22 protein-coding genes are annotated in these 18,406 nt (G+C 45.2%); 15 read left to right on the forward strand and 7 right to left on the reverse strand.

Annotated elements, in window-relative coordinates; all coding sequences use genetic code 11:
- Nucleotides 1–34: 34 nt before the first annotated feature.
- Nucleotides 35–2,173: a TonB-dependent receptor gene (locus ACJSDX_RS01150; protein WP_407993124.1), complete on the reverse strand. Its 2,139-nt coding sequence runs from the start codon at nucleotides 2,171–2,173 to the stop codon at nucleotides 35–37.
- A gap of 223 nt (nucleotides 2,174–2,396) precedes the next feature.
- Here ACJSDX_RS01150 and trhO point away from each other — a divergent pair, with 223 nt between their 5' ends.
- Nucleotides 2,397–3,368 carry an oxygen-dependent tRNA uridine(34) hydroxylase TrhO gene (gene trhO / locus ACJSDX_RS01155; protein ID WP_407993125.1) on the forward strand — a complete coding sequence of 324 codons (972 nt, stop codon included), beginning with the start codon at nucleotides 2,397–2,399 and terminating at the stop codon, nucleotides 3,366–3,368.
- A gap of 66 nt (nucleotides 3,369–3,434) precedes the next feature.
- Here the strand turns inward: trhO and ACJSDX_RS01160 are convergent, their stop codons facing one another.
- Entirely contained in the window at nucleotides 3,435–3,788 is a 354-nt protein-coding gene (locus ACJSDX_RS01160; protein WP_407993126.1) for a hypothetical protein, read from the reverse strand.
- A gap of 139 nt (nucleotides 3,789–3,927) precedes the next feature.
- Between ACJSDX_RS01160 and nhaR the strand changes: the two genes are divergently transcribed.
- The 8 genes from nhaR to ACJSDX_RS01200 all read left to right on the forward strand — a co-directional run bounded on the left by nhaR (nucleotide 3,928) and on the right by ACJSDX_RS01200 (nucleotide 12,578).
- Nucleotides 3,928–4,827, forward strand: a complete 900-nt coding sequence (nhaR, locus tag ACJSDX_RS01165; RefSeq protein ID WP_309566180.1) for a transcriptional activator NhaR — start codon at nucleotides 3,928–3,930, stop codon at nucleotides 4,825–4,827.
- A gap of 199 nt (nucleotides 4,828–5,026) precedes the next feature.
- Nucleotides 5,027–5,512, forward strand: a complete 486-nt coding sequence (locus ACJSDX_RS01170) for a GlcG/HbpS family heme-binding protein (protein WP_407993127.1) — start codon at nucleotides 5,027–5,029, stop codon at nucleotides 5,510–5,512.
- Between the two features lie 328 nt (nucleotides 5,513–5,840).
- Nucleotides 5,841–7,016, forward strand: coding sequence for a DNA phosphorothioation system sulfurtransferase DndC (gene dndC, locus ACJSDX_RS01175; RefSeq protein ID WP_407993128.1), 1,176 nt, complete (start codon nucleotides 5,841–5,843; stop codon nucleotides 7,014–7,016).
- The gene (locus tag ACJSDX_RS01180) at nucleotides 6,973–7,173 is read left to right on the forward strand and encodes a DNA modification system-associated small protein (protein ID WP_407993129.1); all 201 of its coding nucleotides are present in this window, start codon (nucleotides 6,973–6,975) and stop codon (nucleotides 7,171–7,173) included. The genes dndC and ACJSDX_RS01180 overlap by 44 nt, the downstream gene beginning before the upstream one ends.
- Before the next feature lie 2 nt (nucleotides 7,174–7,175).
- Nucleotides 7,176–9,230, forward strand: coding sequence for a DNA sulfur modification protein DndD (dndD, locus tag ACJSDX_RS01185; RefSeq protein ID WP_407993130.1), 2,055 nt, complete (start codon nucleotides 7,176–7,178; stop codon nucleotides 9,228–9,230).
- On the forward strand, nucleotides 9,223–10,749 hold the full coding sequence (locus ACJSDX_RS01190) for a DndE family protein (protein ID WP_407993131.1): 1,527 nt from the start codon (nucleotides 9,223–9,225) through the stop codon (nucleotides 10,747–10,749). The genes dndD and ACJSDX_RS01190 overlap by 8 nt, the downstream gene beginning before the upstream one ends.
- Nucleotides 10,750–10,757: 8 nt before the next feature.
- Nucleotides 10,758–11,354, forward strand: a complete 597-nt coding sequence (locus tag ACJSDX_RS01195) for a hypothetical protein (protein WP_407993132.1) — start codon at nucleotides 10,758–10,760, stop codon at nucleotides 11,352–11,354.
- Nucleotides 11,355–12,578, forward strand: coding sequence for a DGQHR domain-containing protein (locus ACJSDX_RS01200; protein WP_407993133.1), 1,224 nt, complete (start codon nucleotides 11,355–11,357; stop codon nucleotides 12,576–12,578).
- A 38-nt stretch (nucleotides 12,579–12,616) separates the two neighbouring features.
- Here the strand turns inward: ACJSDX_RS01200 and ACJSDX_RS01205 are convergent, their stop codons facing one another.
- From ACJSDX_RS01205 to ACJSDX_RS01220, 4 genes are all read right to left on the reverse strand, one after another.
- Entirely contained in the window at nucleotides 12,617–13,390 is a 774-nt protein-coding gene (locus tag ACJSDX_RS01205) for a hypothetical protein (protein ID WP_407993134.1), read from the reverse strand.
- Between the two features lie 88 nt (nucleotides 13,391–13,478).
- A complete protein-coding gene (locus tag ACJSDX_RS01210) occupies nucleotides 13,479–14,081 on the reverse strand; it encodes a hypothetical protein (RefSeq protein WP_407993135.1) in 603 nt (200 codons plus the stop codon).
- Nucleotides 14,082–14,112: 31 nt separating this feature from the next.
- Nucleotides 14,113–14,844 (reverse strand): hypothetical protein, encoded by a 732-nt coding sequence (locus ACJSDX_RS01215; protein ID WP_407993136.1) that lies wholly within the window; start codon nucleotides 14,842–14,844, stop codon nucleotides 14,113–14,115.
- 58 nt (nucleotides 14,845–14,902) lie between these two features.
- The gene (locus ACJSDX_RS01220; RefSeq protein WP_407993137.1) at nucleotides 14,903–15,178 is read right to left on the reverse strand and encodes a helix-turn-helix transcriptional regulator; all 276 of its coding nucleotides are present in this window, start codon (nucleotides 15,176–15,178) and stop codon (nucleotides 14,903–14,905) included.
- Nucleotides 15,179–15,280: 102 nt separating this feature from the next.
- Between ACJSDX_RS01220 and ACJSDX_RS01225 the strand changes: the two genes are divergently transcribed.
- A complete protein-coding gene (locus ACJSDX_RS01225) occupies nucleotides 15,281–15,487 on the forward strand; it encodes a hypothetical protein (protein ID WP_407993138.1) in 207 nt (68 codons plus the stop codon).
- On the opposite strand, the gene ACJSDX_RS01230 is transcribed toward ACJSDX_RS01225, so the two are convergent.
- Complete coding sequence (locus ACJSDX_RS01230; protein WP_407993139.1) at nucleotides 15,482–15,712, reverse strand: hypothetical protein; 231 nt, start codon at nucleotides 15,710–15,712, stop codon at nucleotides 15,482–15,484. The genes ACJSDX_RS01225 and ACJSDX_RS01230 overlap by 6 nt on opposite strands.
- Before the next feature lie 198 nt (nucleotides 15,713–15,910).
- Here ACJSDX_RS01230 and ACJSDX_RS01235 point away from each other — a divergent pair, with 198 nt between their 5' ends.
- The 5 genes from ACJSDX_RS01235 (at nucleotide 15,911) to ACJSDX_RS01255 (ending at nucleotide 18,193) form a co-directional block, all read left to right on the forward strand.
- Complete coding sequence (locus ACJSDX_RS01235) at nucleotides 15,911–17,146, forward strand: replication initiation factor domain-containing protein (protein ID WP_407993140.1); 1,236 nt, start codon at nucleotides 15,911–15,913, stop codon at nucleotides 17,144–17,146.
- Between the two features lie 2 nt (nucleotides 17,147–17,148).
- Nucleotides 17,149–17,445: a hypothetical protein gene (locus ACJSDX_RS01240; protein WP_407993141.1), complete on the forward strand. Its 297-nt coding sequence runs from the start codon at nucleotides 17,149–17,151 to the stop codon at nucleotides 17,443–17,445.
- Nucleotides 17,446–17,450: 5 nt separating this feature from the next.
- Nucleotides 17,451–17,666: a hypothetical protein gene (locus ACJSDX_RS01245; protein ID WP_407993142.1), complete on the forward strand. Its 216-nt coding sequence runs from the start codon at nucleotides 17,451–17,453 to the stop codon at nucleotides 17,664–17,666.
- 73 nt (nucleotides 17,667–17,739) lie between these two features.
- Nucleotides 17,740–17,982 (forward strand): hypothetical protein, encoded by a 243-nt coding sequence (locus ACJSDX_RS01250; protein WP_407993143.1) that lies wholly within the window; start codon nucleotides 17,740–17,742, stop codon nucleotides 17,980–17,982.
- Nucleotides 17,969–18,193 (forward strand): major capsid protein, encoded by a 225-nt coding sequence (locus tag ACJSDX_RS01255; RefSeq protein WP_407993144.1) that lies wholly within the window; start codon nucleotides 17,969–17,971, stop codon nucleotides 18,191–18,193. The genes ACJSDX_RS01250 and ACJSDX_RS01255 overlap by 14 nt, the downstream gene beginning before the upstream one ends.
- Nucleotides 18,194–18,406: the final 213 nt, after the last annotated feature.

An 18,406-nucleotide genomic window follows, 5' to 3' on the forward strand; every position in this document is an offset into this window, starting at 1 on the left:
TTCTGGCAGAGATTTTATTAACACTTATTGGCAATTAAAAAGTATAGGTTGCATTCAACAATGCAGAACGCCCAGGAGCCATAACGGCAAAGAGGCCAACATGCGATGCATCGTAAATACGCTCATCCGTCAGGTTCAGCACATTTAAGCGCAAGGACAGTTTCTGGCTAACCTCGTAAGTTGCTGAAGCATCCCAACGCCATGTGGAATTAAAGTGCATGGTATTCGCATCATCCACATAACGCTTGCCGGTATAGATGGCACCACCACCGACTGAAAACTTTGGTGTCACTTTGTACATAGTCCACAATGAACCAGAACGCTTGGCGATGAATTTGGATTGATTCCCTGAGTAATCAGTAGCGCCGTTCCAATATTTATCTAATGTTGGATCCATGAACACTACGCCGCCCCATACAGACCATTTATCAGTAATGTTGCCAGCAGCGCCCAAATCAATACCCTTAACACTATTATCACCAACCAAAGCGACCTCCCCAGTGGTCGGGTCAGTACTGCGAGCATCGGTTTTTTTGGTTTTGAAGATTGCTGCCGTGAGGGAAAGCTTCTCATCAAAGATATCCCATTTGGTGCCCACTTCCAGCGCCCGGGTCTTTTCGGGCGCCAAATTGCGAATACCGCCGCCCGCTGCACCATCTGCGCCACCACTCTGATTAGCCGTTTCGCCAGCAGGATTGGATGAAGTGCCGAACGATACATAGACACTGCCATTAGGTGCTGGCTTGTAGACCAAGCCTAATTGATAGTTGAATATGCGGTCAGAGCGCTCTTGTGTTGTATCAGCAGTATCCACAACACGGTAGTGGTCCAAGCGAATGCCGGCAGATGCCTGCCATTGGTCATTGATATGAACGGTATCCGTCGCATACCATGCCCGCGTGTTGAATTTAACGGGATCGCCATACGCTACTCTCGTAAAAGGAGCGCCTGCTGCCGGCGCATAGGGATTGGGATCGTATAAATCAGTGGTAGAGTTGCTGCTTCCGGTCGCGGCATAGCTTCCGTTGGATAGCTCTTCCTTACTGATTTCAATACCTGTCGCCACATTATGCTTCATTCCCCAAAGCTCAAGGCTGCCGAAATAATCGGTTTGATTAAGCATGCCTTCCGACAGCCTGCGGCTATTACGTACCTGCTGTGTCACAGTCCCTGCAGCCAGGGCCGTAGCATTGGCAAATGATGGACGCGTCATGACATATTGATTGGTGGTCCGGGTGTACATTGAAGTATTACGCAAAGTAAAACCGTGATCAAAATCATGCTCTAGCCTCAAGGTGATCTGATCGGCATTTTGCTCTCTGAAATCTCGATTCTTCAAACCGTAGAAATTATCACGATCAACACGAGGAGGTGTTCTCAAGGCGCCACCAGCACTGAATGGAATACCAAGGTCAGGCGTGTCATCAGATTCAAAATGATAAAAGCTGACATTGGCGCGTGTCGCCGTATTCAGTCCGAGCGCCAGGGCCGCAGCGATCCCTTTACGCTCCAGCTCTACCGATTGGCGCCCAGCCACATTGGCATCATGGTGCATTAAATTAATGCGCAAAGCAGCTTCATCACCCAGCACCCAGTTGGTGTCAACCGTCAAACGCTTGGTCTGATCAGTACCCCAGGTGCCCCCTGCGCTGGTAAAGTTTTCTGCTTTTGGCTTTTTGGTAACCATGTTGACGACGCCACCCGTAGAGCCCCGTCCATTCTGCATTGAGCCCGGCCCTTTGATGATTTCGACGGACTCAAGATTGAAAATCTCATGCGAAAAACGACCCACTTGGCGAATACCATCAACCTGCATATCAGTACTTGCTTCATAACCACGGATAAAGGGACGGTCACCCACAGGTGTTCCGCCCTCCCCGGCCCCAAGACTTACACCAGGAGTGGTACGCAATACTTCAGTCAATGACATCAACCCTCGCGCCTGGATCAACTCCTCATTAATCACCGTGACAGATTTTGGCGTATCAAGCAGAGGTTCCGTAAATTTTGGAGAAGAAGCGCGATCTGCCTTATATGTAGCTTGTTTCTTCGCTGAAACGCTCAACTCGGGCAGAGCCCCTCCCTCTTCAGCTGCACCCGCCGAACCAGTGAAGGTCAGCGCCATGGCAGCAAAAATTGGTTTGAATGCCGGATCATATTTTTTATATTGCACAATTTTCCCTTTACAACGTTTTACATAAATTCACAGAGATGGAATATAAATAATAAACATTCTCAATTCAAGTAAAATTTGTATTATGTTGTGAATTCGCAACATAATAACCGTATGAAATCTATGGAAATTTAATTAAAATAGCGCGTGTTAGTGCATTTATGCTCAACTGCAGGATGCCTTTTAACCCATTGTTTTGTTGTATTTTCGTGAGAAATTTGTCGTGCATCATATTGTCGTTGCTGCTTTATATAAGTTTGTCAGCTTGCCTGACTATCAGGAGATTCAACCGGGCCTGCTGGCCTTGTGTAACGCCCAGGGCATCAAGGGTACCTTGCTGTTGGCGGAAGAAGGCATTAACGGCACAGTGGCTGGCAGCCGTGAAGCCATTGACGTCCTACTGGCTTACCTGCGCCAGGATCCGCGATTCGCGGATATCGACCATAAAGAGTCCTTCACTGACGAAATGCCGTTCTATCGCATGAAAGTGCGGTTGAAAAAGGAAATAGTGACCTTGGGGGTGCCGGGCATCGACCCCAACAAGAAAGTAGGAACTTACGTCAAACCGGAGGACTGGAATGCTCTGATTTCCGACCCGGATGTCATTGTGGTCGACACGCGCAATGATTATGAATACGAAATTGGCACGTTCAAAGGCGCTATCGACCCGGCTACCACGACTTTCCGCCAGTTTCCCGATTATGTCCGCAACAACCTTGATCCGGCAAAAAACAAGAAAGTCGCCATGTTCTGCACTGGGGGCATTCGCTGCGAGAAAGCCAGTTCATATATGTTGGAACAGGGATTTGAAGAGGTCTACCACTTGCAAGGCGGCATTCTGAAGTACCTGGAAACTGTTCCAAAGGAACAAAGCCTGTGGGAAGGGGAATGCTTTGTATTTGACCAGCGGGTGGCAGTGAGACACGGCTTAGAGGTAGGAGATTATGACCAATGCTTTGCATGTCGCCATCCCATCTCTGCCGCAGATATGGCATCGCCGAAATATGTGAAAGGCATTTCCTGCCCTCGTTGCTATGACAAACTGTCAGCTGAGAAACGCGCCAGCATTGAAGAGAGACAAAGGCAGATTGAAATTGCGCGCCAGCGCGGTGAAGAACACATAGGCGACAATGCGCGCAAATACTCGGCCATTCACAAACAATCAAAAATTACAAAAACACCCCCGGAAGCCTAGCTCTAGGGGTAATTCCCAGGCATCTGCAAATGCCTGGGAAGGGTGCGATGTTGCGTAATGTAAGGCTTAGTTCACACCGACATACCGCTTAACCTTGAAGTGATGCTTAGGATGCGTCACATAGACAAACTTCTTCCCGGCATTGCGATCTGCACTCACCCCGCTCGTATCGATACGGTTCAGATTGAAGTGATGCCTGAAGTGAGGACGATTATTACGCGACTGCACCACCTCCTTATGCGTAATCACCGCTTCGGACTCCGCCACACGCGCATCAGTAGCCAGGCGGCTGGGATTAATCGTTGCCGCGGCCAACACCTGCTGATCGAACAGCGCTGCATTATGTTCCTCTGCCTGGGCAAAAGAAGCCCAGGAAGCCGCAAGCGCCACACTCGCTATCACAACAGTCTTATTCATCATCGTCTCCAAATAGTGAATTAATATTTTGTCTTGCCATGGTGCACATCCTACTAGACGAAGATCACAAGAAAAACATACTATTCCCTAATTAATTGTTCGGGAATTTCGAAGTGTCGAGGTTTGCCACCAAGGAGACATCATGAACTATAAGCAACTCAGTTATTTCTGGGCTGTCGCCAAAGCTGGCAGCCTGGTCAAGGCCAGTGAGCAATTAGGTGTGACTCCACAAACCCTCAGTGGGCAAATTTCGCTACTTGAAGCCGACCTGAACGTCACATTGTTCAAGCGGGCCGGGCGCGGCCTGGAACTCACGGATGCAGGACGTCTTGCACTGCCTTACGCCGAACGCATTTTCGAAATAGGCAGCATGCTGGAAGAAACCCTGCATCATCAACCCAAAAAACGTCCTAGGGTTTTCAACGTAGGTATTGCAGAATTCGTCCCCAAATCCATTGCCTATCACCTACTTTCGGCGGCCATGGAATTAGAAGACCCGATTCGCATCGTGTGTCGGGAGGACAACTTCGAAACGCTTCTCGCACAACTGGCGATTCATAAACTGGACATCGTGCTGGCAGACCGTCCCATGCCGAGCGAAGTCAACATCACCGGCATTAGCCGTAAGCTCGGGGAAAGCGGCACCTCTTTTTTTGCCACCGCAGAACTTGCCATGAAATATCCAGGCCAGTTCCCGGAACGCCTGCATCGCGCGCCCATGCTGGTCATGGGAGAGGATAGCCTATTACAAGGGCAAATCATGCGTTGGCTGAACGAGCAACATATTACCCCCAACATTGTCGGGGAGTTTGATGATAGTGCACTGATGAAAGCCTTCGGCACTGCTGGAGCGGGTTTCTTTACCGTCTCATCCGTCATCGCGCATGAAATTGAACAGGAGTATGACGTCATCAAAATTGCCGACACCGACGAATTTACCCAGCATTTCTATGCAATCTCCGTCCCCAAGCGGGCAACTCACCCTGCCGTGGTAGCAGTAAACGAATCGGCGGATAAATTATTTTTGTTTAATAAGACTTAAAATCTACGCAGAAACAGCACCCCAAGATAATGTTTTAAAACTAACATTCTGTTGGTTTCCCATTAATAAGTGATTCTTACTGAACATCTACTCAAACGCTTCCATATAAAAAAACTTTAAAAACAGCCAATTAAAACACTCTCTCCACTTGGCATATCAATTGCAGGTCTAGGTGTTTTTCATAAAAAGGACCTCAATAATGACTCATATTTTCCATTCGACTATCGTTGCTGCAATCTTTGCTTCCTATTCTAGCTTCGGCTTGGCGGCTGATATCATCGGTTACGGCGCTCCCATCACGAGTGATCAGGCCAAAAAAGCCGCTACAGCGGCGATTGCAGATGCAAAGAAAAATAACTTAGCAGTAGTAGTCGCAGTGGTAGATAGCAGCGGCAGCTTGTCTTATCTGGAAAAGATCGATGGCACCCAGATTTCCAGTGTGGAAACCGCCATCGGCAAAGCCCGTACTGCTAACAATTTCAAACGTCCTACCAAAGCGCTGGACGACGTAGTAGCCGGTGGCCGGGTCGCCCTGCTCAACCTGCCAAATGTTTTGCCGCTACAAGGCGGCTTGCCAATTATCCTTGATGGGAAAATCGTAGGCGCCATCGGAGTAAGCGGCGCCACCTCTCAACAAGATGAGCAAGCGGCCGCCGCAGGCTTGGCAGCCATTGGGGCCAAATAAAACCTCCAACAAAATAAAAGCACACTGAATACACTTCCTTTTGTATTCAGTGTGCTAACTATAAAGATAGATATCAATCAAATTATCAAACTTAGGAAGTGAGCTGCTGCACTCGCCAATCAGCCATCTTGCCGGGCACCAACGGATTATGAGTTTTTACATTCAGTCCCCATTAGACACATAAGCCCATCATTTTATTAAGTCTTTCCAGCTACGCAGCTCTTTACTCATCCATGCTAAGCTATTGCGGTTGACAGCATGTCGACCATCTATAGCCCCGCGGCAGCTTATCCTACCCAGCATGGTATGCATCTTGTAGAATAGAGCCATGTACGAGTCGCTATCCATCTCCGACCCCACCTCCGCCTTATGGGGTGATATTGTTCAGAACGTCCGAGAGGAATACCTTTCAGATGCACAAAGCTACCCATGGATCATTGGATTCTCAGGTGGCAAAGATTCCACCTTGGTTGCCCAGGCGGTATTTGAAGCACTTCTTTCAATAGCACCCTCTAAGCGCACTAGGCACGTTCACATAGTGTCTAACGATACGCTGGTAGAAAGTCCTCTCGTCCTTGCCCATCTCGCTAAAGTTCAAAAGGAAATCAACGAAGCTGCGATCAACTTCGGCCTTCCAATGACTGTAGCAACCACTCAACCAGAGATTGACAAGTCGTTTTGGGTTCTTTTGATTGGCAAAGGCTATCCCAGCCCTAATCAAACAATGCGTTGGTGTACAGATCGGCTCAAAATCCAGCCAACAAGCAAATATATTCTAGACAATGTCTCCCAACATGGCGCTGCCGTTGTGATCTTGGGAGTCAGACTTGATGAAAGCAACAGTCGCAGAAACTCCATCAACAAGTTTAAAAACGAAGAAAACTCTAACCTCACCCCTCACCAAGAATTGTCTGGGGCCTACATCTATCGCCCTATCGTTGATATGACGATAGATGATGTATGGGAGGTTTTAGGGCGCTTCGACCCACCCTGGGGTGGTACACACCAAGGACTCATTCAACTATATAGAGATGCTGAAGGTGGAGAATGCCCTGTTGTTCTAAGCAAAGAAGAAGCTCCTGGATGTGGCACCGCATCAAGTCGCTTTGGATGCTGGACATGCACCGTTGTTGAAAAAGATAAAAGCCTTCAAGGTTTTGTTGATGCTGGAAAATCCCAGTATGAATGCCTAATCCAATTCAGAGACTGGTTAAGGGAAATTAGAAATAAGCCAGAATATAGATCTCTTGAAAGAAGAAACGGTGAAATTCGTTTTGACACACGCGGCAATCAGATACAACATGTGCCAGGACCATTTACCATACAAGCAAGAAGAATGATTTTGGAAGAGCTACTTCGTACGCAAGAACAATACGGAGATCTCTTAATCCGCCAAGATGAAATAGATTTAATCCAAACCATCTGGGCTGAAGACCTGAATCGAAAACTGGGGGGAACAAATGACCGAGACCTACTTGGGAGACCTGCCACTTTGGGCAGATGAGGAAGCTAAAGCCTTACTCGAAAAATTATGTATTCAATACGAAGTGCCTAGTGAGGTATTTGCAGAACTAGTCGCGATTCAACGAGAACGACAAAACCAAGAAAAAGCATGGGGTGTATATGACTCCATTACTGAAGTGCTCGGCAGAATTGATTGACTATGTGGATTTCCAAACTAGAACTCATTAACTTCAAAAGCTACCAACACCAGGTTTTTGAATTTCCCCTTCCCGCTAACGGGCAAAACATTGTCCTAATCGGTGGCATGAATGGTTATGGCAAAACATCTATCTTAGAAGCCGTCTATCTTGGCTTATATGGAAAAGATGCCATTAGCCACCTTGGTCGTGCTGGCCTAAAAGACGATGTAGGCTATCGAAGCTTCCTCGAGCGCGCTCTGCATGGACATGCTATTCGTGCTCAACGTGACAGCATGACAGTCACAATCCAAATCAATATCTCCGAGAACGAAGGCTTCCAGATCACCCGTCGCTGGTATTTCTCTCGCTCAGGCGATTGGACTGATGAAGAGATCTTGATTTATAGCATCAGAAACGGCATTAAAGATAAAGTCGTTAGCTCTGACCGAATTGAAGAACTATTAGATCAACAATTTATTCCTGCCCATATTGCCCCTTTCTTTTTCTTTGATGGTGAAGAAGTTAAGAAGCTTGCAGATCAAAACCGCGTTGAACAAATCAAGCAAGGTATCGAAGGTCTGCTAGGTGTAGTGCTATTAAGAAAACTCGAAAAGAGGCTTCAACAATATCAAGCCAACCGCTCACAAGGTGTTAGCGCAGTTGATGAGCAAAAGCATCGCGAACTACTTGAGACATTAACAAAACATGAAGAAGAATTTGTTGAACTAGAATCACGCAAAAATGCATTAGACATTGAGGTTGAAGATCTCAAGATTAACCGTGCCGACTTAATGAATAGAGTCGTTTCTATTGGCGGTGGTGGTGGTGACATTGCGAATGCACGTGATTTAGTGTCTCAGCAGGCCGTGCATGAACAAGAGCTCAAAGAAGTATTTGAGCAGCTTGAGAAAATACTTGCGACTAAATTGCCATTCCACTTTGTAGATCAAGACCTGATAAAAGGATTTTCTGAAACTCTCCGATCAGAAATCAACCTCCAGCAATGGAATTCCAGAAAATCTAGCCTTGAGCCAGAGAAAGAAAAGTTTACTGCCAACTTCTTCAAATCTGAAAAACCTGAATTTTCCCCTGAGCTTACAACGGAACAAGAGACGGCAATTCGCTTAAGACTAGAAACCGCTTGGGAAAGCTTGTTCTACCCTCCTCCAGCTGATTGTGCCGAAACAATGGTGCATGATTATATGAGCAGTGAGCGCAAGCAAAATACATTGCATAGCCTGCAAAAAATACACCTTGGCTCTCAAGAGATTTTGGGGTTAATGCTGAGACGTGAAGAGCTGACCAAAAAAATTCGAGACATTAGAAATCGATACACCAGAATTGAAGGCTTAGATCGCGATGGTTCGCTTACAAAACTCAATACTGAACTAGCATCAGTCAATGCGAGCCTGGATCTGAAGCAAAAATCATTAGGTGATCTTGAACGTCAGCTCTCTGGCCTATCTGCCACCATTAACAATGACCGTGCAGTATATCAACGCGAGCACGAAAAATTTGTGCAAGCTAACCCAGTCAAATCGGGTGTCGCCAAAGCTCAAAGAGTGATAGATCTTATGCGAGATCTCATTCCGCAACTATATACATTGAAGATCAAGCATCTCGCAGAAGCGATGACTGAGGTATATAAAAAACTGGCTCATAAATCCCAGGTATCAAAAATTGAGATTGATGAAACCGGAGCAGCCAAAATCCTCAGCATTGAAGGCGATGAAATCTCTTTCGACAAATCTGCGGGTGAAAACCAGGTATTTGCCACGGCACTATTAGCTGGCCTCGCAAAAATCTCTGGCTTAGATGCACCATTAATCGTAGATACTCCATTAGGGCGTCTTGACAGCACACACCGCACTAACATTCTGAGCTATTGGGTTTCTGACAGATCCAGACAAGTTATCCTGCTTTCCCAGGACAAAGAAATTGATCTTGAAACTTACAATACCATCAAGAGTGCCGTTTCAAAAACATATCTATTACAACATCAAGACATTGGAAATGGCGTAAGTAAAACGACAGCTATTGAAGGTCAGTATTTCAAGGGATTGCCGAATGAGTAATATTTCACTTGAATCGGTATTGCTTGCCAACTTCCAAACCTCAGGACAAGCAGATAAATTTACAGAACAACTCAGATCAAGCTTAGGACTCTCCGCGCGGTATCGTGTTGCTCGCTTGGCACTAGGGCGATCACTATCAGACCCAAGCTACCCAAATGAGAACATTGACTCCCAAGGCAAGACCATCAAAGGTGAACTATTATTTGGTATAGAGGAATTACCTCTATGGGTTGGTCTATTACTGTCCCATGCCAAAAAAGCCAATCCAAAAGAAGAATTTACCCTTGCTGCCTTACAAAATATCGTGAAACGGCACTGGCACCGTGGCATGATGCTGCTCATCAATGACTGGCAAGAGGCTGATGAGGACTACATGAAATTCATGGAGATCCTTGTGAAAAGAAGAGCCAATCTTCCAGACACCGCATCCAGCACGCTTGATAACTTTAACGAGCCAACAACCTGGGATGCAGAAAATCTGAATCCCAAGCCTATCCATATTGAACTAGGCCCCGAGCTAGACTCTGGTGAAACCTTCCGCTGGACAGTCAACGGTTCTGGGTACTCCCCTCACATTGCCATCATGGGACAAGCAGGCTCCGGCAAAACTCGCACCATGCTTGAATCGCTAAAACAAATTCATCACCAAGCTGGCGCCCCTGTCATCCTTCTTGACCTGGGCAAAGGTGATCTTGCTGACAAACCAGAACTGATCAATGCATTAAATGCTCGCGTGCTTAGAGTACCTGAACAGCCTATTCCGTTAGATATGTTCTTCGGATCTGATGAATCAGAAACCAGAGCATCTGATCAAGTTATGGGATTCAGAGATTCATTTGCAAAAGCAATGCAAAGCAAGGCAGGAGCAAAGCAACTTGATGCCATACGTGAGGCGCTCAAGCCACTATTCTCTCGTCAAAAAGAAATTACATTATTTGATGTTAAAGATGCTCTCAAAGACTATTACGAAGAAAACGACATTCGCACTGATAGCGTCATCTCAACGATTAACGACCTAACAGAACGCTCAATCTTTGAACCAGAATATTCACCACAGCAATTCTTCTCACAAAGCTGGATCATCACCTTTGCACACGCGCATGAGACAACCAAAAATCTAGCCGTATATCTGCTACTAGACGCACTCAACACCTACATGAAGCGCCTACCTGAAGCACCAGTAGACGCACAAAATCACAGAGCGCTAAGAATGGTACTGGCAATTGATGAAGCACGTCACATCCTCGCATCCAGGCACTTGGCTCTCTCCGACAACATCAGGTTGCACAGATCAAAAGGTCTAGTGGTAACACTTGCCTCACAAAGCCCAGATGACTACGACGGTGCAGGTGATGACTACCTAGAAAACATTGGCCTACCGATCTGCTTCAAGACCAATGCTTCAAGCACTCAAGTACTGCAAAACATGTTCAGGGGAAAGGTCAGTTTTTCCACACTTCCTGCTGGAGTGTGCATGACACTAAAAGAAAATAAAGCAGTAAAAATAAAATCTTTTTGATAGGGGTGATGATGAAAGTGAATAAACCTCAAAACGCCTGGGATGAGCTGGATAAGTCATTTATGAGATCAATCTCATTGATGATTAAAGATCCCACTTCAACATTTTATTTCTTAACAGTGATGTTTGTTGGAGGTGGTGCTGGCATTTGGATTCCCATGGCGTCATCTTCATCAGAATTAAATACTGATGCTTTATCTACTTATGTCTTTGCGGTACTCGCCCCTATTATTGCAGATATAGTATTAAGGCCTAAAGCGGGTAAAAGCCGCAATCAAGAATCTAATCAAAAAATAATTGAAGACAAGTTCACGAACCCATTAAGAAGTTGCATTTTGTTTTTTTGTGCTATTGCTTATGCTTTTGCATTTGTTCCAATGATATGTAACAACGATGCTTTATCTTGGCTTTTAAGTTTTTATGCATTATTTTTAGCGTTATTGGTGTGGGTTGTTGATATTATGCATAAAGAAAAGTTTGTGGATTTTTCTATGAGCATACGAGATAGCACAGGAGGAGATGAAGAAAATTTAGATCAATCTAATATTGCGGGTCAAGGGCTAACCTCCTCATCGAACTTGATAGCTGGAGGGGGACTTAGTTAAATGAATACTAAAAATCATATTCGTAGACCTGCATTAAGAATCAATCAACCTTTGGGCAGTTTTTTTGTTTTTTCATTAGATGCCGAAACTTTAAATCGCATAACATACTCCCAGCGCAGCGAGGTCAAAGCCAAACTATCTAATGAAAACTCCGATTCAGATAAAGGTTATGACATTACAGGCTCACAGAGAAAAGAAAGTTCATCTCGCCTAGAGGAGTTAGCACAATTCATTTTAGCTACTGATGCAACTTTTCCTAACTCTATAATTCTTGCTGCAAATTATGATGAAGATGGCAATATCATAACAAGAGAAAATAACACCCCTCCAGATGCTAGATTATGGATGTATGAAGATACTCCATGCGGACCTGAAATTATAATTCCACTTCATGGACGTACAGCTTCAATCATCGATGGGCAGCATCGACTGCATGCATTTACAAAATTAGCAGAAGATTCACCAAGGAGAGAAATGGAGCTCTTATGTGTGGTCTTTCTTGAGCTCCCTCCACCATTCCAAGCTTATGTCTTTGCAACAATTAATTTCAACCAAAAGAAAGTTGATAGAAGTTTGGCTTATGAGCTTTTTGGATTCTCAGCCAACCCAAAAGAGTCAAACTATTGGCCACCCGAAACCTTAGCTGTATATTTTGCTCGCATTTTGAATACTGAACCGAGTTCTCCATTATATAAATGCATTTCTCTGGCAGCTCACTCTACGGATTTATTCCCGTCCGATGGAAGCTCAAGCCCAATAAAAGTTTCCATGGCAACTGTGATAGATGGAATTCTTAGTTTAATTTCTAAGAAACCCAAAGAAGATAGATACAAAATCAAATCAATTGAACATACAAAATCTGATCGCTCTTCATTACAAGAAATACAAGATCTTCCTTTAAGAAGTTACTTCATACAAAACAATGATAGGGCAATATACGATGTTATTTTTAATTTCTTCACAGCTTATAGGATTGTCGTTTTAGATAAAGCTCATTCAGATTCATACTTACTAAAAACGGTAGGCATTCAAGCTGCTTTTGATTTATTAAAAAAGATTACGGCTACATTGCCAATAAATGCGGATAATTACAATATTGAATCCCTAGTAAAATTTCTTTCCCCTTGTTCTACAATTGCAAAGAAAGATAATAGGTATCAAGCATCAGGAATTGGGAGATCTGAAATTCGAAGAGAGTTATTTACAGTACTAAATTTAAGTTAACAGCATGTATCTTAATAAAAGATACATATCTATTTCTTTCATTTTCTTAATTCAAAACCAGAAAATATTCTTTCAATAGAGGTTGCAAGTGCCCATACAAGTGAAGCGGGAGCAATCCATACAAGAATAACGGTTATATATCTTACAATGCTTTCCAGTTTATATACTTCCTCTTCCACGCCAACCTTACTTATGGATGCATCTGCGTATATGTATAAAATCAGTCCTAATGCGATTTCAAATACAACAATACCAAATGCATTCCCATGTTCTCTAAGGTGCTTATAAGAATCTATTATGTCTGTATTTTCTTGAGCTCTTTTAATCGCCAGTGCTTTATAAAATTCAAAAACTCTCTTTCGGTTCACAACTGCTTTACTTATCAAAAAAATCTGCCACACAATTATCCAGGAGATAATAAATCCTATAAGTGCATAATAGCCACTATTACCTAGAATCATACCGTTAGCATAATTCGAACATAATATCCAACTGGGAAATATTAATGAAATAGCAAATATCAACAAACGCTCTCTACATTTTTTTTTACTTCTACGATCAAAAATAAAAAGTCTTGTAGCATGAAAAACTAATATTGGTGCACTAGCAATATAACAAAATGCCAAACCATAAATTCCTAGAAGAATTAATTTTTCTGCATCAATTTTATTTTCCAAACCAAATAATATCGATCCCAATGCAGTTTGATTAGACAAACAAAGAAGATAAACAATAAAGGCACCTATCACTGACCCCATTGCATATCTAACCGCGTAAAACTCCCACCACCTCCCATTACTTTCTTTAACCATTACACTTCCCCTTTAGTTCTTTTCTTAACAATTCATTAATATATTTTTATATGCGTTATTATCTTTATTAGAGAAAACTAGCACTTTATCAACTCAGCACCTTAGAAAATGAAATATAACTTTGTGGGTGTGGCGCACTATTCAAATACTTCTCAATCTCGTCATCATTAGACATCATTTCATGCATTCTTAAATGCTCATCCTCTTTAACTCTCAAAGCTTTCCTACCAAATTCACTTTGTGCCAAGTCACTGTCCGCTTGTTTTGCAAAGTCTGTTTTATCGTAATGGTATGAGTATTTTCCTTTACCTTTTTTCCATTCATGATCCAATATCAACAAGCTACCTTCTATTTGTATCTCTGGCACTTCAGTTCTTGTAATGGTGATATCAATAATTTTCCCTTCATACTCTAGCCATGCATGAGAAATCATTAATTCTGATTCTCCATCGTTAACATATCCCACTACAGGGTTTGTATATATTCCAAGTTCTCTTTTTAAGTATAGATATAAAAATCCTGTCATGTAATAACATCCACCTACCATTCCCATACCTTCAATAATCTTTTTGTGCGCATTCAAGACTACTTCAGTAATTTTTCTTTCCTCATCTTTTAATGAGTCTAACCAAACTGTATTTCTCTGCTTCAAAATTAAGATTTCTTTTTCTCTTCTTTTTGCTTGTCCCATTTTCCTCTCAACCTTTTTTCTTGATTAACTATCAATAGTTTCTAAACAAATAATTCAACTTGTTCAATGCTTCGTGCCGGGTAGTACTATCTTGACTATTCAGCAAGCGTCTTAATCCGCTACGTTCATTTTCATCGTCGTAGCTGAGTTCTCGCACTTTTCTGTTTTTGAGGACATTGATTTCTGTGCGGGCTGCACTCATTTTTTCTGGGCTGGCCGTGATGGATTGCAGGTCCATTTCTAGTTCTTTAATTCTTTTCCAGACATCCACTTCGGACATGTAGCGAATATCGCTAACTCTCAGTACTTCTGTATCACCTCGCACGGCTATGGCTCGCATTTGGTTGGCCTTGTTACGCAATGCGCTAGAGTCGATGACGTTTTCTTGAACGCTTACGATTTGTGTCGTGGCTCCATCGCTGCAAGATGATTCGCTGTACATGATGCTGCCGTCTGGATGTTTACACTTGTACACGGTCGGCTTGGTAGGATGAGGCACATATGCAGGCTCTGGCTTAGCTTGATAAGCTAGTTGCTCTTTATATGTTGGCTGCGGCGGTTGCTCCCAGGCGCTGCTTGACTGATCGGCCTGGGATATTGGGGATTCTTCTTGCACTGTTGGCTTGCTGTGCTTGTTTTGATACAGCACGTACAAGCTGCCTGATACGACTATCGAGGCAAGGATGAACGCCAAAAGGCCATGCGGGGTTTCTTTGCGTGTTCTACGCTGGAAGAATTCTTTGTCTTCCTGATCTAACTTCATGATGCTCCTCCCTAGTTACATCACTTACTAAACCATTTTGTTTTTACTTCTCGAGCGATTAACTCGCCTTTTTCTGATCTTCCAATTCCCGGGCCAAAGCTTCTAGCTCTGGATTTTTCTGTTTTACGTTTGTTTCGTCTGTTAGTAGATAAGCGGCATATTCAGGCCAAACTTTAGCTACTGCTGCCAAAGCTTCACCACCAGGCTTTGTTCTTTCCATTTCGTAGCCGATCAAAGTCTGCTTCGGAATGCCTGTGACATCTGAAAACTCAGCTCTCCCCATATCCAGGCTTTCTCTGATTAGCCGAATTTTCTTACCCTGAGATATTGACATCTGTATCTTTACACGAATATAGTTCGATCAACCACTATATTCTTATACGAATATAGTCTTATAGAAACATTCAATGCCATGCAATGAAAGATATAGGGGATTATGGACAGTCCAGTAGATACAAGTCAAATGCCATCCGTGCCGGTGATGTCCCGCAAGAAATTTGCCGAGCTGGTAGGCGTGACAGAAGACACCGTCACAGGCTGGATTAATCGCGGTTATCTGCCTGTTGTCGAGATTGGCAAATACCGCCTTGTGAACCTAGCGCTGCTGAACAAACACGCGCTGGAGCAAGAGTTTTCGCTATGAAGCAAGTCCAGAAGGGCCGAATCCAGAACCGGAATCAGGCGGATGCTTGGGAGCGACTTCAATGATCTGCCAATCGTCTAGAAACCAATGGCTCGCCACGATGAATGCCTCGGCATATGAAGTGAGTCTTTCGGCCTCATCAATGGAATCGACCAGCTCAAGCCCGCCCCTTCCATTTGAGCCTACGTATTTGCCGTTGATCATAAGGACAAAAGCTGCGCGCATAACTATTCCTTTCCTGGGGGGGATGGAAATTCCAAAGAGATTGGCTCGGATAGTTGATGGACACGCGATTAAACGCGAACAAGAAGTTACCCCTGAGTGCTATGAGTCAATAGCTGGAGAACTTCCCACCATACTCGCATTTTCCTACAAAGGGAAATTTCATTGCAGTTTCAACCCCTTACTGGAGCTCATCCGTTAATGGCCTCGATCAAGAAACGTCCAATCCTCCACGCTGATGCGCATGTGCTTGCACGTGCACGCCTGACGCCGGACGACTTCAAGAGAATCAATGCCGGCTTGAAAGACAGTGTGAATGCCATGGATGCGGCCATCGCGGCTGCGTTCCCGGCGAGCGGAGCCGACGGCGGCGCAGCCGTGCTGGCCTCCCCCCTAGGTAATACGGGGGGAAAGTCTATAAATCTCGTTCTTGAGGGTGGAAAAATCAAGGAAGTGTTACCCCGGAAACACTATTCCTCGAAGGTATGTTTTATCGACTGGCTGAATTTCACGGTACATGAAGACACCTTCCAGGTGCTTGAAGGTGCTGTGACAGATCAGGAAGTCATCATGTCCGTTTCCATGGTCTGTGAATCCCTGTTTGGATTCGGCATTACCGCCAAGCGGGACAAGGGAGCCAATTTCTACCATACCTCCTATGTCCTGGGCGAGAACTACGGCCTGGTGTGCTATGGCGGGCAACGCAATACCGTGCTGATCTCGCTCTCTGGTGAAGGCTGTGCAGCGGCTCGGGGTGCGTGGGAAAGACGCACATTCGACTTCCTCAAGTCTGCAACCAACCCAAAGATCACGCGTATCGACCTTGCCTATGACGACATTGCGGGAAAGCTCTTTACGCCTGATTCCCTGGTAGAGAGATACGACAATGGAGAATTCAACTGTGGAGGGCGTAATCCTGATATCGAGATGCGTGGCAACTGGAAACGTCCTAATGGTAAGGGGCGCACCGTCTACGTTGGCAACCGCTCGAATGGGAAGTTTTTCCGAGGCTATGAGAAGGGCAAACAGCTTGGTGATGCAGATTCGCCATGGATGCGGCTTGAAGTCGAATTCAAATCTGTCGACCGAGTTATACCGTTTGACGTGCTTAAATTCCCACACGAGTACTTTGCAGCGGCTTATCCCGTATTCGCCAGTTTCTCTGACGTTGCGGAACGAATCCTGACTGTAAAAAAAACCGTCGAAATCTCCTATGAGCGCACCAAGAAATGGCTGAAACGCCAGTGCGGTGCCGCTATCAACCTGATGCTTAACGTCGAGGGGACGGCTGAACGTGTCCTTGAGTTAATCAAACGAGAGGGCAAGCTCCCCAGGGGCGTACTCCCTCCATCTTTCCGGCATGTCGATTCCAGCCTGCACCACTCCCCGCTGGATCATATGCCCCTCGTTATGTCTGTCGTTTATGAAGGGAATTAACCATGCAATTTAAAAGCAAAGTCACAGTTCTGGGCGCTCGTTTCTTCAATGACGTGGTGGAAGGCACCAAGCACGATTTCACAAAAATCCACGTTGTGATGCCCGTCTCCACCTCGGCAGGCTCTGAGGTCGGCTTCAACGCACAAACTATCACGTTCGGTACCTCCACCAATTTCGAGAAATTGAAGCAGCTTCCCTACCCAGTCGAGGCTGAACTCGACCTGGAAATGACTACCAAGGGCATCGTCTGCCAGGGCTTCAAACTGGTGGGCAAATCCGAACTCAAGACAGCGGCTTAACCATCATGACCGAGTTCCGCCGCTTCTACGTTATTCAGTGCCGTAGCACTGGTGCTTTTCTCACCGAGGAATTGGGCTACACCAACCTTGCCGAGAAAGCCGGGCGACTCTATTGCCCGCATGAAGCGGTGGATACGGCACGTCTCAACCTGGACGACGACTATGCAGTGTTTTCTGCCTGGGAAATCGTCGCTGAAACAGAACAGGAGGCAGCCCAATGAAACGCCTGATGCTCAACTTGGCCGCACTAGCGATCGGCCTCTGCCTGGGCGGCATGCTCGTATTGGGCTTTGCATGAAATGCCTCATTGACATCGGTTCCGGCCAATACCAAGTGCTGGAACCCCAACCAAGCGACTACACCACCTGCATGCAGCTCGTGGTGAGTCCTACCGAATTGCAGAACGGTGTGATGCATCTCACCGCTGCAGAAGGTGTTCAGATCAGCCTATCCATTGGGCTGCTTTGGGCGACAGCGGCCGCATTCCGTGCGGTCATTCATATGTTGAAAGAAAGGGAATCAAATGAAACTGATTAATCAAACTCGCAAGTACGGCACTCGTGTTGTGAAGGGTGCCATTGTCGCCAGCCCATTGGCCCTGGCCTCGCAAGGTGCTTCCGCTGCCATCGACGTATCGGAAATCACCACCTTGTTTGCCGATGCCGTCACTGCGGTAGCTGCGGTTGGTGTCGCCATGCTGTTGGTATGGGGCACCAAGAAGGCTTACAACAGTATTCGCGGTAACTAAAGCGATGTAACCAATCGGCCATGAGCGTAAAGCCCTCATGGCCTTTTTCGTTTAAGGGGGCGGCAATGGAAGGCTGGCTGGTGATGTTGGGAATCTTGGGGGCGCTATGGATATTGTTCAACGCTTGATATTGGCTATGTTGTTGCTGGGGTCTGTATTGGCCCATGCTGCTACCGAGCAAATCGAAGCTACCTATAAATGGCGCTTTTCAGC

Origin of the sequence: Methylobacillus draconifructus (assembly GCF_045984355.1) — a bacterium.
Taxonomy (GTDB): domain Bacteria; phylum Pseudomonadota; class Gammaproteobacteria; order Burkholderiales; family Methylophilaceae; genus Methylobacillus; species Methylobacillus flagellatus_A.

Bases quoted from the DNA above. Each gene is read 5' to 3' on its own strand.
- ACJSDX_RS01245 (WP_407993142.1), top strand. From the start codon at position 17,451: ATGACCGAGTTCCGCCGCTTCTACGTTATTCAGTGCCGTAGCACTGGT.
- ACJSDX_RS01255 (WP_407993144.1), top strand. From the start codon at position 17,969: ATGAAACTGATTAATCAAACTCGCAAGTACGGCACTCGTGTTGTGAAG.
- dndD (WP_407993130.1), top strand. From the start codon at position 7,176: ATGTGGATTTCCAAACTAGAACTCATTAACTTCAAAAGCTACCAACAC.
- ACJSDX_RS01160 (WP_407993126.1), bottom strand. From the start codon at position 3,788: ATGATGAATAAGACTGTTGTGATAGCGAGTGTGGCGCTTGCGGCTTCC.
- dndC (WP_407993128.1), top strand. From the start codon at position 5,841: ATGTACGAGTCGCTATCCATCTCCGACCCCACCTCCGCCTTATGGGGT.
- ACJSDX_RS01195 (WP_407993132.1), top strand. From the start codon at position 10,758: ATGATGAAAGTGAATAAACCTCAAAACGCCTGGGATGAGCTGGATAAG.
- ACJSDX_RS01220 (WP_407993137.1), bottom strand. From the start codon at position 15,178: ATGTCAATATCTCAGGGTAAGAAAATTCGGCTAATCAGAGAAAGCCTG.
- ACJSDX_RS01235 (WP_407993140.1), top strand. From the start codon at position 15,911: ATGGCCTCGATCAAGAAACGTCCAATCCTCCACGCTGATGCGCATGTG.
- ACJSDX_RS01240 (WP_407993141.1), top strand. From the start codon at position 17,149: ATGCAATTTAAAAGCAAAGTCACAGTTCTGGGCGCTCGTTTCTTCAAT.
- ACJSDX_RS01170 (WP_407993127.1), top strand. From the start codon at position 5,027: ATGACTCATATTTTCCATTCGACTATCGTTGCTGCAATCTTTGCTTCC.
- ACJSDX_RS01205 (WP_407993134.1), bottom strand. From the start codon at position 13,390: ATGGTTAAAGAAAGTAATGGGAGGTGGTGGGAGTTTTACGCGGTTAGA.
- ACJSDX_RS01250 (WP_407993143.1), top strand. From the start codon at position 17,740: ATGAAATGCCTCATTGACATCGGTTCCGGCCAATACCAAGTGCTGGAA.
- nhaR (WP_309566180.1), top strand. From the start codon at position 3,928: ATGAACTATAAGCAACTCAGTTATTTCTGGGCTGTCGCCAAAGCTGGC.
- ACJSDX_RS01180 (WP_407993129.1), top strand. From the start codon at position 6,973: ATGACCGAGACCTACTTGGGAGACCTGCCACTTTGGGCAGATGAGGAA.
- ACJSDX_RS01200 (WP_407993133.1), top strand. From the start codon at position 11,355: ATGAATACTAAAAATCATATTCGTAGACCTGCATTAAGAATCAATCAA.
- ACJSDX_RS01230 (WP_407993139.1), bottom strand. From the start codon at position 15,712: ATGCGCGCAGCTTTTGTCCTTATGATCAACGGCAAATACGTAGGCTCA.
- ACJSDX_RS01215 (WP_407993136.1), bottom strand. From the start codon at position 14,844: ATGAAGTTAGATCAGGAAGACAAAGAATTCTTCCAGCGTAGAACACGC.
- ACJSDX_RS01210 (WP_407993135.1), bottom strand. From the start codon at position 14,081: ATGGGACAAGCAAAAAGAAGAGAAAAAGAAATCTTAATTTTGAAGCAG.
- ACJSDX_RS01190 (WP_407993131.1), top strand. From the start codon at position 9,223: ATGAGTAATATTTCACTTGAATCGGTATTGCTTGCCAACTTCCAAACC.
- ACJSDX_RS01225 (WP_407993138.1), top strand. From the start codon at position 15,281: ATGGACAGTCCAGTAGATACAAGTCAAATGCCATCCGTGCCGGTGATG.